This window comes from Afipia sp. GW821-FHT04G03, from assembly GCF_059419985.1.
Window position 1 is genome coordinate 652004 of the sequence record NZ_JBWKSV010000001.1, and the last position, 14897, is coordinate 666900.

Below are 14897 nucleotides of genomic sequence, written 5' to 3' on the forward strand. Positions count from 1 at the left end.
TCGGCGAACGTCACATCAGGCAAGCCTCGATTATGGACAATCTGAAAGCGATCATAGGAAAAGCCGCCACCGGCGCGGCCCTGTCGCGCGACGAGGCGGCGACCGCGTTCGACCGCATGATGTCCGGCGAAGCAACGCCGTCGCAGATGGGCGGCCTGCTGATGGCGCTGCGCGTGCGCGGCGAAACCGTCGACGAGATCACCGGTGCGGTCTCCGCCATGCGCGCCAAGATGCTGACCGTGAAAGCGCCGGCCGACGCGGTTGATATCGTCGGCACCGGCGGCGACGGTTCGGGCTCGGTCAATGTCTCGACCTGCGCGTCGTTCATTCTGGCAGGCGCCGGCGTGCCGGTCGCCAAGCACGGCAACCGCGCGCTGTCGTCGAAATCAGGCTCCGCCGATGCGCTGGCCGCACTGGGCGTCAAGATCGACATCACGCCCGCAGAGGTCGGCCGCTGCATCGCCGAGGCGGGAATCGGTTTCATGTTCGCGCCGACGCATCATCCGGCGATGAAGAACGTCGGACCCACGCGCGTCGAACTTGCCACCCGCACCATTTTCAATCTGCTGGGACCGCTCTCCAATCCCGCCGGCGTCAAGCGGCAGATGGTCGGCGTGTTCTCGAAGCAATGGGTTCAGCCGCTCGCGCAGGTGCTGAAAAATCTCGGCGCGGAATCGGTCTGGGTCGTCCACGGCTCGGACGGCCTCGACGAGATCACCCTCACCGGCCCGACCTTTGTCGCAGCCCTCGAGAACGGCAACATCCGCACCTTCGAGGTTGCGCCCGAGGACGGCGGGCTGCCGCACGCCACGGCTGAGGAACTCAGAGGCGGCGACGCCGAAGCCAACGCCAAAGCGCTGCGCGATGTGCTCGAAGGCAAGCCGGGCGCGTATCGCAATGTCGCGCTCCTGAACGCCGCCGCAGCACTCGTGGTCGCAGGCAAGGCAAAGGACCTCAAGGAAGGCGTTGCGCTCGGTACCAAGGCGCTGGACACTGGCGCGGCTCTCGACAGGCTGAAGCGCCTTGTCGCAGTCTCCAATGCTTGAGGAGCAACTGCCCTTGTCCGACATCCTCGACAAGATCGAAACCTACAAGCGCGAGGAAATCGCCGCAGCCAAGCGCGCGCTTCCGCTTGCCGAGATCGAGGCGCGCGCCAAGGCGGCTCCCGCGCCGCGCGGTTTCGTCAACGCCATCCGCGAAAAACATGCGCGCGGCGATTACGCGCTGATCGCGGAGATCAAGAAGGCCTCGCCGTCGAAGGGGCTCATTCGCGCGGATTTCGATCCGCCAGTTCTGGCGAAAGCCTATGAGGCCGGCGGCGCAGCGTGTCTCTCGGTGCTGACCGACACGCCGTCGTTCCAGGGCTCGCTCGCGTTCATGGTCGCAGCACGCGCAGCGGTCTCGCTGCCGGTGCTGCGCAAGGATTTCATGTACGACACCTATCAGGTGGCCGAGGCCCGCGCGCACGGCGCAGACTGCATCCTGATCATCATGGCCGCGCTCGATGATGCAGCGGCGAAGGATATCGAGGACGCGGCCTTCGCCCATGGCATGGACGTGCTGCTCGAAGTTCACAATCGCGAAGAACTCGATCGCGCGCTGACGCTGCGTTCACCCCTGCTCGGCGTCAATAACCGCAACCTGCGCACATTCGAGACGACGCTCGCCACCAGCGAAGAACTCGCGCCGCTGATTCCGAAGGATCGCGTCAGCGTGGGCGAAAGCGGAATCTTCGCGCCGCAGGATCTTGCGCGCCTCGAGAAGGTCGGTATGTCGACCTTCCTCGTCGGCGAAAGCCTGATGCGGCAGGCCGACGTCGCGGCCGCCACCCGCACGCTGCTGGCGCGCGACGGTGCGCAGCGCGCCACCGGGACGCGCTGACGTGGCCAAAAAATCCAGGACAAAGTCAAAGACAAAAGCAGGCTCCGCCCTCACCCACATCGACGCCAAGGGCGAGGCCCGCATGGTGGATGTTTCGGCAAAGCCCGACACCGAGCGCGTGGCGGTGGCCGAGGGCCATGTTGTCATGACCCGCAAGACGCTCGATCTGATCGTGAAGGGCAACGCCACCAAGGGCGACGTGCTCGGCACCGCGCGCGTCGCCGGGATCATGGCGGCGAAGCGCACCTCCGATCTCATTCCGCTTTGTCATCCGCTGGCGCTCTCGAAAGTCACCATCGACATCACGCCCGACACCAAGCTGCCCGGCTGCCGCGTGCGCGCGACGGTGAAGGTCAAGGGCCCCACCGGCGTGGAGATGGAAGCGCTGACCGCCGTGTCGGTGGCATGTCTCACGATCTACGACATGGTGAAGGCCGTCGAGCGCGGCATTCATATCGAAGGCGTTCGCCTCGTCGAGAAAAAGGGCGGCAAGTCCGGCCATTATCTCGCCGACTACTAGTGGTCCGGTTTTAACATTCGCACCCCGTTTCAGCAGGCCTTTATGCGAATGTTAAAACCAAAGGACCACTAGCAAATATAGACTTCGAGTGGAGTTTCGGATTTGACATTCGCTTTGCGTACTCGCTGCGGGGTGGAAGCGAATGTCAAATCCACTCCACTCGTAAGGAGCGTCCCATGGCGCTGATGCCGGTCGCCGAAGCCTATGCCGCCGTCCTCAAGGACGCAGCCGCGCTTCCCGAAGAAATGGCCGCGCTGAACGACGCGTTTCATCGCACGCTGTCCCGTGACATCGCAGCATTGCGCACCCAGCCGCCCGCCGACATGTCGGCGATGGACGGATATGCGGTTCGCGCCGCCGATGCTGTTTCGGGCGCACGCCTGAAAGTCATTGGCGAAGTCGCCGCCGGCCGCCCGTTCAATGCGACCGTCGGCGCGGGACAAGCCGCGCGCATTTTCACCGGCGGCGTGATCCCGGCCGGGACCGACGCCGTCATCATTCAGGAAGACACCGCGCGCGACGGCGACACCGTGATCGTCAACGAGGCCATCGCGGCGGGAAAAAACATCCGGCCGGCGGGCATCGATTTCCGCGAAGGCGAAACAGGGCTGCGGCGGGGATCGCTCCTGACCGACCGCGCGCTTGCGCTGGCCGCGAGCATGAACCATCCGCAACTGCCGGTGCATCGCCGCCCAAGGGTCGCGATCCTCGCGACCGGCGATGAACTGGTCGTGCCGGGCACAAAGCCCGCGCCGGGCCAGATCGTCCACAGCAACGTGTTCGCGCTGTTCGCGCTCGCGCGCAACGAAGGCGCGGACCCCATCGATCTCGGCATCGCGCGCGATACGCTCGAGTCGACAACCGATGCCATCCGGCGCGCGCGCGATCTTGGCGTCGATGTTCTTGTGACCACCGGCGGCGCTTCCGTCGGCGACCACGATCTTGTTCAGACTGCGCTGAAAGCCGAAGGCGTCGACATGGCTTTCTGGAAAATCGCGCTGCGGCCCGGAAAGCCGATGATGCACGGACGGCTCGGGCCGATGCGCGTGCTCGGCCTGCCCGGCAACCCGGTGTCATCCTATGTCTGCGCCTTCCTGTTTCTGGTGCCGCTCATCCGCGCGCTGTCGGGACGAACCCAGGTCGATCATGTCCTGGAGCGGGCCGTGCTGGGGCGCGAGCTGCCAGCCAACGACAAGCGGCAGGATCATCTGCGGGCCCGGCTTGAGACAGGCGCTGAGGGCGTGCCCGTCGCAACCTCGGTAGGCCCTCAGGACAGTTCTCTGGTGGGCAATCTGGCGGCGGCGGATGCGCTTATCGTCCGCCCACCCTTCGCACCAGCGGCCCCTGCCGGCTCGCCCTGCACGATCCTCCGGCTTCCCAACTAAAGCTCCCCGTCGTTGACGTGAAATTAAGGGGTTGCGGAACACATATGGAACAGATAGTGTTCGTTCATGATTTGTTTCGAGTGACTCGCAACTCCTGATTGGCCGTCCAACGGTCCGTATCCAGAGAGGCGCGGCATCGGAGCAAAGGCGATCGGGGACCAGATAGATGCTGACACGCAAACAATACGAGCTTCTGCGCTTCATCAACGAGCGGCTGAAGGAAGCTGGTGTTCCGCCCTCGTTCGACGAAATGAAGGACGCGCTGGACTTGCGCTCCAAGTCCGGCATCCACCGGCTGATCACGGCTCTGGAAGAACGCGGCTTCATCCGCAGGCTCGCCAACCGTGCCCGCGCGATTGAAGTCATCAAACTGCCGGAGCTTGGGAATTCGGGTGCCGGCGGCAACGGCCGTCGCGGATTCACCCCCAGCGTCATCGAGGGCAACCTCGGCAAGGTCCGCAGCAGTAGCTCCGCTGGCCACGAGGACGATACGAACTTCCCCGTCTCCGTGCCGGTCATGGGACGGATCGCGGCCGGTACGCCCATCGAGGCGCTCCAAACCCGCAGCCACACCATCAGCCTGCCGCCCGACATGCTCGGGTCTGGCGAACACTACGCCCTCGAAGTGCGCGGCGATTCCATGATGGAAGCCGGTATTCTCGACGGCGACACCGTGCTGATCCAGCGCAACGACAGCGCCGACACCGGCGACATCGTGGTCGCGCTGATCGACGAGGAAGAAGCCACCCTGAAGCGTTTCCGGCGGCGCGGCGCATCCATTGCGCTTGAGCCTGCCAACTCGGCCTATGAAGTCCGGATCCTGCCGCCCAACCGCGTGCGCATTCAGGGCAAGCTGATCGGCCTGCTCCGGAAGTATTGAGCCTCGAGAATTAATCGTCCGGCTGGAGGTCGCTTTCGGCGGGCGTCGCATCGACAGAGCGCGCCGGGACATTCGGCCGAGACGCCGGAGTCTGTGACTCATCCTCCGCAACTGCCGCAGACCATGGGCGATCGACGTCGCGCGGCCTGATGGCTGTGACGGCATAGCCGTCGGCGGTCTTGCGCAAGGCGAGCGTGCCGCGCCTGCGCAGCGTGTCCTGATCCAGCACCATGGCCGCACAATCAGCGGGCGCCTGCCGCAACGTCACGATCACGGCGGCCCGCGCGCAGTCGTCCGCGAAAGCTCCAGGTTTCAGCGTGAGAGCGATGGTGGCGCCGCCTTCCGCTTGCACCACGCATCCCGCATGGTCGCAGGACACACCATCTATCAGCGACGGATCGGCCGCCGTGCGGGTATCGGCATCGGCGGCCAGCCATTCGCGCGACAGGAAAGCATCCTTGCCGGTGCGCATCAGGCGCAGCCTGCCATCCTTGCCGCGTACCCCGACAGTGTGCCCATCGCCAGCCACGAGAATATCCGGCTGCGGTGTCGTCAGCGCCCACGCCGTTGCGAGCACGATCAGCCCCGCTCCTACCCAGCGCAGCGGCGTCCGCAACAGACCGAGCACGATGATGCCCGCGCTCATCGCGGCCAATGGCCCGGCCCCGAACGCCGCAAGCCGTCCGATGGCGCCGGGCAATGCGGCGACCCATTGCGCCACCGCGATCATCCAGCCGATGCCGACATCCATCAGCCGCCAGAACACGCCGTCGAAGCCGAACGGCATGGCGAGCAGCCCCAGCAATCCGGCCGGCATCACCAGCACCGACACCACCGGCATCGCAGCAAGATTGGCCAGCACGCCGTAAGGCGTCACGCGATGAAAGTGAAACGCCGCATAAGGCATCGTCGCAAATCCCGCGACCAGCGACGCCAGCGCCAGCATCGTGATTTCGCGGCCGCCCCACAACGCGGCGCGCGCCACCTGCGTATTGTCCGGCGACGCGAACAGGTTCGGCATCCCGAGTTGAACCAGCGCTACAAGTCCCAGCGTTGCCGCGAACGACATCTGGAAGCTCGGATGCACCAGCGCCTCCGGCGCGATCAGCAGCACGATCATGGCCGCAACCGCGAGGGTGCGGAACGTGATGGCGCGGCGGTCGACCATCACCGCGATCAGCACCACCGCCGTCATGAAGAACGAGCGTTGGGTCGCGACTTCCGCGCCCGACAACAGCAGATAGAACAACGCCGCGACGAAGGCCGCCGCCGCCGACCATTTCTTGATCGGGAACGTCACCGTTAATCCGGGAAACAGCGCGAGCAGCGCACGCACCGCGAAGAACACGACGCCCGCCACCACCGCCATGTGATAGCCGGAGATCGACAGCACATGGCCAAGCCCGGAGATAAACATGGCGTCATTCACCGGCGTGGAAATCGCGTCGCGGCGTCCGGTGAGCAGCGCCGTTGCAATGGCGCGTGAATCGCCGTTGAGCACACTACGAATCCGCGCGTCGATTGCATCGCGCATCCCCTGCATCGTCGCGGCATAACGTAGATATGTGCCGCCGCTGCGCGGCGCCTCGATGGTCTTGATCGCGCCCATCGCGAATCCGGATGCGCCGATCCCGGCGAAATACATGTCGCGGCCAAAATCGTAACTGCCGGGGCGCAGCGGCGACAGCGGCGGCAGTAGCCGCGCCTTCAGCTCAACAAAACTGCCGACCGCAGGCGCAGTGCCCTTCTTGACCGACAGCCGCACACGTTCGAGTTTGATTTCGCTGCGCGGAGCTTCCATCTCTTCCACGCGCAGCACGAAGCGATCGGTGCGCTCGCGCTCATCGCGGGTTTCGACAAAGCCCTTCATGGTCACGGCGAATATCGGACGCGCCAGCACGCCATGCGCGACCCGGGCGGTCTTGAGCGCGGCCGTCGCGAAGCCCGCCGCGAGCGCGGCCAGCATCACCACCGCCGGAAACATCGGGTGCCTACGCGCGAGGAACGCTGCGATGCAGAGGACGGCCGCAGTCACGGCGGCAACGGACGCAACTGGCTCGCGGTCCACCGCGAAATACGCTGCGATGCCTGTGCCGAACGCGACCGGCACCCAGGGCAACAACCGCCCCGGTCCCGCTTCGGCGCGCAACCAGCTTTTCAGAAGGCCGATCCACGACGACCAGAGACCCGCGCCGCTTTCGGCGGCTGAGCCGGCCTGCGCAGCACCCCGCGGCGGCCAGGTGGTCACCCGGCCTTGTGTGCGCCGCTGATCGTTGTCCCGGCTGGCCATCGCGCCGCCCCGCCCGCGCGTCCCCGCGATCGGATGCTACCTGACGGTGCATCAAAAGGGACAGCGGAACGGATGCAGAATGCGCGACTATATCTTCACGCTTCGGATGCAACCTTGGCCCAGGTGTCGCGCAATCCAACGGTGCGGTTGAACACCAGCTTGCCGGGCGTGGAGTCGCGGTCGCGGCAGAAGTATCCCTGCCGCTCGAACTGCATCGTGCCGGGATCGTTCGCGCCGGCCAGCGACGGTTCGACCATCGCCGTCACGACCTCGAGCGAGTCCGGATTGATCTGTGACGCGAAGTTGGCGGCGTCGGGCTGCTGCGCCGAGAACAGAAGATTGTAGAGCCTCACCTCAGCCGGCACTGCGTCCGACGCGGCGACCCAGTGGATCGTCCCCTTCACCTTGCGGCCGTCGGGCGCGTTGCCGCCCCGGGTTTCTGGGTCGTAGGTGCAGCGCAGTTCGATCACTTCGCCCGCGGCATTCTTGATGACGTCGCGGCAGGTGATGAAATAGCCGTAGCGCAGCCTCACCTCTTTGCCCGGTGCAAGCCGGAAAAACTTTTTTACCGGCGTTTCCATGAAGTCGTCGTGCTCGATGTAAATTTCACGCCCGAACGGAATCTGCCGCGATCCCAATGCCGGCACCTCCGGATGATTGACGGCGTCGAGATGTTCGACCTGCCCCTCCGGATAATTTTCGATCACCACCTTGAGCGGACGCAGCACGGCCATGCGGCGCGGCGCGCTCTTGTTGAGCGTCTCGCGGACCACGAAGTCGAACATGCCGATGTCCACGGTGCTGTTCGCCTTGGCGACACCGATCCGCTTCACGAATTCACGCAGCGCCTCCGCCGGCACGCCACGCCGCTGCAAACCCGCAAGCGTCGGCATGCGCGGATCGTCCCAGCCGGTGACATGCCCGCCACGCACCAGTTCCGTCAGCACGCGCTTGGACAGCAGCGTGTGGGTGACATTGAGACGCGCGAATTCGTACTGCCGCGGGCGCGACGGCACCGGAAGATTCTCGATGAACCAGTCGTAGAGCGGCCGATGATCGGCGAATTCCAGCGTGCAGATCGAATGGGTGACGTGCTCGATGGCGTCGGACTGGCCATGCGCGAAATCGTAGCTCGGATAGATTGTCCACGCCCCCCCGGTGCGCGGATGATGCGCGTGCAGGATGCGATAGAGCACGGGATCGCGCAGGTTGATGTTGCCCGACGTCATGTCGATCTTGGCGCGCAGTACGCGCGCGCCGTTCGGAAATTCGCCGGCGCGCATCCGCGTGAACAGGTCGAGATTTTCCGCAACGCTCCGCTCGCGGAACGGGCTGTTCTGTCCGGGCTCGGTCAGCGTGCCGCGCGTCAGCCGGATTTCCTCCTGCGACTGATCGTCGACATAGGCCTTCCCGGAGCGGATTAAATCCTGCGCCCAGCCAAAAAGCTGCTCGAAATAGTCCGACGCGAAATGCAGGTGCGTGCCCCAGTCGAAGCCGAGCCAGCGCACGTCGCGCTCGATCGCATCGATGTATTCCTGTTCTTCCTTGGTCGGATTGGTGTCGTCGAAGCGCAGGCTGCAATGCCCGCCGAATTCCTCGGCAATTCCGAAGTTCAGGCAGATCGATTTCGCATGGCCGAGATGCAGGTATCCGTTCGGCTCCGGCGGAAAGCGCGTCACCACGCCGGCGTGCTTCCCGGCGGCAAGATCCGCAGCGACAATGTCGCGGATGAAGTCGCCGCCCGCGTCCGAACCCGATTCGTCAGTCATTGAAACCCTTTCAAGTTGGCGTCTATGTGCCAAATCCGGGCGGCCCCGCCAAGGCCAAATGGCGTTCCCGTGACCGGCGGCACCCGGCGAAAGTCCATTTAATTCGTCGCAATTCGCTTTGAGACACTGCGCCGCCGGTGTGATACACGGCCCGCCAACACTTTCCCGAGGCTCCTGAACGCTGCCATGACCAAACCCGTCGTTACCCGCTTTGCGCCCTCACCGACCGGCTTCCTCCATATTGGCGGAGGACGCACCGCGCTGTTCAACTGGCTTTACGCACGCGGACGGGGCGGGAAGATGCTGCTGCGGATCGAGGATACCGACCGCGAGCGCTCCACTGAGCCTGCCATCGCCGCGATCATCGACGGCCTCAAATGGCTCGGCATCACATGGGACGGCGAGACGGTCTTTCAGTTTGCCCGCGCCGCGCGGCACCGCGAAATCGCCGAGCAGTTGCTCGCGGAGGGCAAGGCGTATCATTGCTACGCGACGCCAGAGGAACTCACCCAGATGCGCGAGGCCGCCAAGGCCGAAGGACGCGCCATGCGCTACGACGGGCGCTGGCGCGACCGCGATCCCTCGGAAGCGCCCGCCGGCGTCAAGCCGGTGATCCGGCTGAAAGCGCCGCAGACCGGCGAGACCGTGATCGAGGATCAGGTGCAGGGCCGCGTGGTCTGGCAGAACGAGAACTTCGACGATCTCGTGCTGCTGCGCTCCGACGGCAACCCGACCTATATGCTCGCCGTGGTGGTCGATGATCACGACATGGACGTCACGCATGTCATTCGTGGCGACGACCATCTGATCAATGCCGCCCGCCAGAAGCATATCTACGACGCGCTCGGATGGGACGTGCCTGTCATGTCTCACATTCCGTTGATCCACGGCCCGGACGGCTCGAAGCTTTCCAAGCGTCACGGCGCCCTCGGCGTCGATGCCTATCGCGCCATGGGATACCTGCCCGAGGCGCTGCGGAACTATCTGGTGCGGCTAGGCTGGAGCCACGGCGATCAGGAGATTTTCTCGACCGACGAAATGATCAAGGAGTTCGATCTGCCGGCGATCGGGCGTTCGGCCGCGCGGTTCGATTTCGCCAAGCTCGAAAATCTCAATGGTCACTACATCCGCACGACGGACGACAAGACGCTGCTGGCGAGCTTCGAGGATGTGCTGCAATTCGTGCCCGGCGGGGCGGCGATCAAAGCCAAGCTGAATGACACCACCCGCGCCCAGTTGCTGGCTGCCATGCCGGGCTTGAAGGAGCGCGCCAAGACTCTCCTGGAATTGATCGACAGCTCTCATTTTATCTTTGCCGATCGGCCGCTTGAGCTTGAACCAAAAGCGGCGGCGGTGATGACGCCGGAGACGCGCCAACTGATCGGGAAACTGAAAGCTGCGCTGGAAACAGTCAGCCCGTGGGCAGCCGATACCACCGAAGCCGCCATGCGCAGCTTTGCCGAAGAAAATAATCTCAAACTCGGGGCGGTCGCCCAGCCGTTACGTGTCGCCCTGACCGGCAGGACCACCTCTCCCGGCATATTCGACGTCCTGGCCGTGCTGGGACGGGAAACCTGTCTGGAACGCCTGCAAGATCAGGCCCTCGCATAGCCGGGGCGCATGCAAGGCAGCCCCAACTTTGGGCGGATATTGCCTATCTTGCAGCGCACACTGCAATGAGCTACCCATTTGGGCCACACTTCTGGAACAAAGCGCTTGCGTCCCCATATACATGGCGTTCGTGAGCCTCGCTTGCCCTGCGCAACACTGTCACCGGGGACTTTACGATGGATGCAAAGACGAACACCAAGAAGGCAACGCTGACGGTTGAAGGAAAGACCGTCGATTTCCCCGTCTTGAGCGGCAGCGTGGGGCCCGATGTCATCGACATCAGCAAGCTCTACGCCCAGACCGGCATGTTCACTTACGATCCCGGTTTTACGTCGACGGGCAGTTGCGACTCCAAGATCACCTACATCGATGGCGACGCCGGCATTCTGATGTACCGCGGTTATCCCATCGAGCAGCTCGCCGAAAAAGGCGACTTCCTCGAAACCTGCTATCTGCTGCTCTACGGTGAGCTTCCGACCAAGGCGCAAAAGGAAGACTTCGACTATCGCGTGACGCATCACACGATGGTGCACGAGCAGATGGCCCGCTTCTTCCAGGGCTTCCGCCGCGACGCGCATCCGATGGCCGTTATGGTCGCATCGGTCGGCGCTCTCGCCGCCTTCTATAATGACTCCACCGACATTTCCGATCCCAAGCAGCGCATGATCGCCTCCATGCGCATGATCGCGAAGATCCCGACGCTGGCCGCGATGGCCTTCAAGTACAATGTCGGCCAGCCCTTCGTTTATCCGAAGAACTCGCTCTCCTTCGCCGAGAACTTCCTCAACATGTGCTTCGCCGTGCCGTGCGAGGAGTACAAGATCAATCCGGTGCTGGCCGAAGCGCTGGACAAGATCTTCATCCTGCATGCCGATCACGAGCAGAACGCCTCGACATCGACCGTGCGCATCGCCGGCTCATCAGGCGCCAACCCGTTCGCCTGTATCGCCGCCGGCATCGCCTGCCTGTGGGGACCGGCGCACGGCGGCGCCAACGAAGCGGCATTGCAGATGCTCGCCGACATCGGCAGCGTCGAGAACATTCCGGACTTCATCGCCAAGGTGAAGGACAAGAACAGCAACGTCCGCCTCATGGGCTTCGGTCACCGCGTCTACAAGAACTACGATCCGCGCGCCAAGATCATGCAGCAGATGTGCCACAAGGTGCTGAAGGAGACGGGTCACGCCAACGACCCGCTGCTCCCGATCGCGCTCGAGCTCGAAAAGATCGCACTGAGCGATCCGTACTTCATCGACCGCAAGCTGTACCCGAACGTCGATTTCTATTCAGGCATCACCCTGAAGGCGATGGGCTTCCCCACCTCGATGTTCACCGTGCTGTTCGCGGTTGCCCGCACCGTCGGCTGGATCAGCCAGTGGAGCGAAATGATCCAGGACCCGCAGCAGAAGATCGGCCGTCCGCGCCAGCTTTATTCGGGCGCCACGTCGCGCGACTACGTCGGAATCGACAAGCGCAAGTAAGCGGAACAATTCGCAGAAAAAGGCCGGTGCAAGAAAGCACCGGCCTTTTTGTTTGAAGGCAACTTGGAAAATAGGTGCTTTCGGCTATTTTTGATGCGCTGATCTATTCCGAAAACCGGTTCCCACTTTTCGGGATCATGCGCATTGTGGCGATCACGCCGTCCGCCGCCAGCTCGCTCGGCCGCTTGCCGCCGGTGGACATGATCTCTTCCAGACGCGCGAAAGCATCCACCTGCCGCTGACGCGCGGGCGTATCGGCCAGAATATCGCGCAACGCCGGCGCGAGATTCTCCGCTGTGAAATCCTGTTGCAGGAACTCGGGAATGACATTCTCGCCGAGAATAAGATTGGCCAGGATGATCGACGAGGTCTGGATCACGCGGCGCGCGACGAAGGCCTCGATTTCCGTAACGCGATAGGCCGTCACCATCGGCACGCCGGCGAGCGCCAATTCAAGCGTCACTGTCCCCGACTTCGCCAGAGCCGCGCGCGCGTTGCGGAACGCCGCCCTCTTATCGCTGTCGCTGACCACGATCCTCGCCGGCACCGGCCAGCTTTCGGCAGCCGCACGGACACTGTCCAGCAATCCGGGCGTGGTCGGCAGCACCGGCTCGAAGGTTACGCCCTGCGCGCGCAACAGCCGCAACGTCTCGCCGAAGATCGCCATGTTGCGTCTGATCTCGCTGCGGCGGCTTCCGGGCAACACCACAAGCACCGGCGGCGCCGTGACGCGGCGCGCGAGTTCTTCCGCATTCGGCCGCAGCGCGTCGAGGTCTTCCAGCAGCGGATGGCCGACATAAGAGCACGGCGGGCCGTCGAGCCTGCGGTGAACGTCCTTCTCAAACGGAAGCACCGCGAGAACCCGGTCGACATAGGCGCGCATCTTCTTCGCGCGTCCGCCTCGCCAGACCCATACGGTCGGCGGAACATAGTTCACCACAGGGATCGACGGATCGCGGGCACGAACGCGCCGCGCGACACGATGGGTGAAATCCGGGCTGTCGATCAGCACCAGAACATCGGGATGTTCCTTCAGCACCGCGTCGGTGGCATCGCGAAGACGCTTCAGGATCATCGGCAACTTCTTCGGGATCGAAGCAAAGCCGATGATCGACAGTCCCTGGACTGAAACCAGCGAGTCGAGTCCCTGCTCCGCCATGTGGCGGCCGCCGATTCCGATCAGCCTCACAGCAGGTCCGAGCCGTTCGCGCAACGCGACCATCAGCCCTGCACCGAGCCGGTCGCCGGATTCTTCCGCGGCAATCAGGAATATCGTTCGCGGCGCGTCGGCATGAGCGGCGCTCGAACTCACAGCGGCAATCCCGTGACGAACAGTCCAGCCTGATCGGCCTTTGCGGTCATCACATCGGCTTCGGCGACGAGCGAATGTCCGGCAACGGTGCCTATGCCGGCAAGACCGGCGGCTACAATGCCATCGACAGTCTTCGGGCCGAGTGTCGGCAAGTCGAAGCGCAAGTCCTGACTGATCTTCGGTGTCTTGACCAGGACACCGCGGCCGGCCTTGGCGCGAATTCTTCCCACCTCGCGCAGTCGCGCGACCCGGGCCAGAAGAGCGTCCGTGCCCTCGATGTCTTCGACGGCGACGACATGTCCGTCAATGACGACAACCGCCTGACCGACGTCAAAGGGGCCGAGTGCCCGCAGCAGGTCGCGCCCCTTTGCGATGTCGGCCAGCGCGTCAGCGTCAGGCTCTCGGCGTGTGAGGGTTCCTTCCGGCATCAGCAGTTCGGGCGCGACGTCGCCGATGCCGACAACGCGGAAGCCGTACCGTTCAAAAATGCGGCTCACGCCCGACAGCAGGTGATCGTCACCGCCCCGCAACGCTGCGGCGATCGCGGGTATGGCGCGCACGGTGCCCCAGTCCAGACGAATGTCGGACAGTGCCGGTCGCACCATCCCGCCGAGGAATACGATGTCGCGACAACCTTCGGAACGTATCAGACGGGTCAACCGGCCGACCTGACCGAGCGCAACCCAATGATGCGGAAACTGCGTCACGCGAACCGGATCGCAAAAGCCCCTGACGGCAAATATAAAAGGGGCGATGCCCCGCGCGCGCAGCGCCTCGGCGACCGAGAACGGCAGCACACCGCCTCCAGCAATGATGCCGACTGTCGATGAGATCGCAGAATCTGCCGCCATCAGACCTCGCGGTGCGCGCGTTCACTCGGCTTGTCGGGATTGTTGTGGGCCATGCAAAGTGGCCGTTTCTTGCCGTCATCGATGAATTGCAAAATTTCGGCGATCGCCGGATCTTGGTCCTTCATCTTGCGTCCCGCATCAAGCCGATCTGCGAAGACACCGCCGCCATGAAACAACTGCTGATAGAATTCCCGCACGATCTTCAAACGCGACGCCGTGAAACCCCGGCGCCGCATCCCGATCACGTTCATGCCGACGAGATGCGCAAATTGTCCGCTGACCATTCCGTAAGGGATCACGTCGTGGCGCAAGCCCGACACGCCCGCCACCATCGCCTGCTGTCCTATCCGCACGAACTGATGCGCGGCTGACAGTCCACCGAAATAAACAAAGTCGCCCACCTCGCAATGACCACCCAGCGTCGCGCTGCTCGCGAAGATTACGTCATCGCCCACGATACAGTCGTGGCCGATATGCGCATACGCCATAAAGAAACCGCGCTTCCCGACCCGTGTCTTGCCGCCGCCCTTGATCGTTCCGACATTCATGGTGACGCTTTCACGAATGACGCAGCCGTCACCGATGTCCAGAGTCGTCGGCTCGTCGCGATAGCCCAGATCCTGCGGCGCCGTTCCGAGCGACGTAAAAGGAAACACCGTGCAATCAGCTCCAAGAGTAGTATGGCCAACGATATTGACGTGGCTGTGCAACTTGCAGTTCGCGCCGATCGTCACGTTCGGCCCGACGATGCAATAAGGCCCGATCGAGGCACCGTCACCAATGACGGCTCCGTCCTCTATTCGCGCGGTTGGATCGATCTTGCTCATCAGCCCCTCTGGTCAGCATCGTTCGCACGTCGTGAAACAGCGTGCGGACGGCATGACAATTTTATAACTCAACCCCACCCTTCACTTAGG

General features: G+C 63.7%; 12 protein-coding genes. 7 read left to right on the top strand and 5 right to left on the bottom strand.

All coding sequences use genetic code 11. The features are described from left to right. Nucleotides 1-32 precede the first annotated feature (32 nt). The 5 genes from trpD to lexA all read left to right on the top strand — a co-directional run bounded on the left by trpD (nucleotide 33) and on the right by lexA (nucleotide 4666). Entirely contained in the window at nucleotides 33-1046 is a 1014-nt protein-coding gene (trpD, locus tag AC07UB_RS03235; protein WP_494652176.1) for an anthranilate phosphoribosyltransferase, read from the top strand. A gap of 13 nt (nucleotides 1047-1059) precedes the next feature. Next, nucleotides 1060-1881, top strand: coding sequence for an indole-3-glycerol phosphate synthase TrpC (gene trpC / locus AC07UB_RS03240; RefSeq protein ID WP_494652174.1), 822 nt, complete (start codon nucleotides 1060-1062; stop codon nucleotides 1879-1881). A gap of 1 nt (nucleotide 1882) precedes the next feature. After that, complete coding sequence (gene moaC / locus AC07UB_RS03245) at nucleotides 1883-2401, top strand: cyclic pyranopterin monophosphate synthase MoaC (RefSeq protein WP_494652172.1); 519 nt, start codon at nucleotides 1883-1885, stop codon at nucleotides 2399-2401. 176 nt (nucleotides 2402-2577) lie between these two features. Then, nucleotides 2578-3786 (top strand): molybdopterin molybdotransferase MoeA, encoded by a 1209-nt coding sequence (locus AC07UB_RS03250; protein WP_494652171.1) that lies wholly within the window; start codon nucleotides 2578-2580, stop codon nucleotides 3784-3786. Nucleotides 3787-3952: 166 nt separating this feature from the next. Then, complete coding sequence (gene lexA / locus AC07UB_RS03255; RefSeq protein ID WP_494652169.1) at nucleotides 3953-4666, top strand: transcriptional repressor LexA; 714 nt, start codon at nucleotides 3953-3955, stop codon at nucleotides 4664-4666. Between the two features lie 10 nt (nucleotides 4667-4676). Here the strand turns inward: lexA and AC07UB_RS03260 are convergent, their stop codons facing one another. Beyond that, on the bottom strand, nucleotides 4677-6956 hold the full coding sequence (locus AC07UB_RS03260; protein WP_494652167.1) for a ComEC/Rec2 family competence protein: 2280 nt from the start codon (nucleotides 6954-6956) through the stop codon (nucleotides 4677-4679). 95 nt (nucleotides 6957-7051) lie between these two features. Then, the gene (locus AC07UB_RS03265) at nucleotides 7052-8725 is read right to left on the bottom strand and encodes a glutamine--tRNA ligase/YqeY domain fusion protein (protein WP_494652165.1); all 1674 of its coding nucleotides are present in this window, start codon (nucleotides 8723-8725) and stop codon (nucleotides 7052-7054) included. A gap of 186 nt (nucleotides 8726-8911) precedes the next feature. Here AC07UB_RS03265 and gltX point away from each other — a divergent pair, with 186 nt between their 5' ends. Both gltX and gltA read left to right on the top strand, forming a co-directional pair. After that, nucleotides 8912-10336: a glutamate--tRNA ligase gene (gene gltX / locus AC07UB_RS03270; RefSeq protein WP_492789054.1), complete on the top strand. Its 1425-nt coding sequence runs from the start codon at nucleotides 8912-8914 to the stop codon at nucleotides 10334-10336. A 176-nt stretch (nucleotides 10337-10512) separates the two neighbouring features. Further along, complete coding sequence (gltA, locus tag AC07UB_RS03275) at nucleotides 10513-11817, top strand: citrate synthase (protein ID WP_492789053.1); 1305 nt, start codon at nucleotides 10513-10515, stop codon at nucleotides 11815-11817. Nucleotides 11818-11920: 103 nt separating this feature from the next. Here gltA and lpxB read toward each other — a convergent pair whose 3' ends face one another. Genes lpxB through lpxA form a run of 3 tightly spaced genes read right to left on the bottom strand, consistent with a single transcriptional unit; the run spans nucleotide 11921 to nucleotide 14807 of the window. Next, complete coding sequence (gene lpxB, locus AC07UB_RS03280; protein WP_492789052.1) at nucleotides 11921-13129, bottom strand: lipid-A-disaccharide synthase; 1209 nt, start codon at nucleotides 13127-13129, stop codon at nucleotides 11921-11923. Beyond that, complete coding sequence (locus tag AC07UB_RS03285) at nucleotides 13126-13980, bottom strand: LpxI family protein (RefSeq protein WP_492789051.1); 855 nt, start codon at nucleotides 13978-13980, stop codon at nucleotides 13126-13128. Before AC07UB_RS03285 ends, lpxB begins: the two co-directional genes overlap by 4 nt. After that, the gene (gene lpxA / locus AC07UB_RS03290; protein WP_492789050.1) at nucleotides 13980-14807 is read right to left on the bottom strand and encodes an acyl-ACP--UDP-N-acetylglucosamine O-acyltransferase; all 828 of its coding nucleotides are present in this window, start codon (nucleotides 14805-14807) and stop codon (nucleotides 13980-13982) included. Before lpxA ends, AC07UB_RS03285 begins: the two co-directional genes overlap by 1 nt. Nucleotides 14808-14897 lie beyond the last annotated feature (90 nt).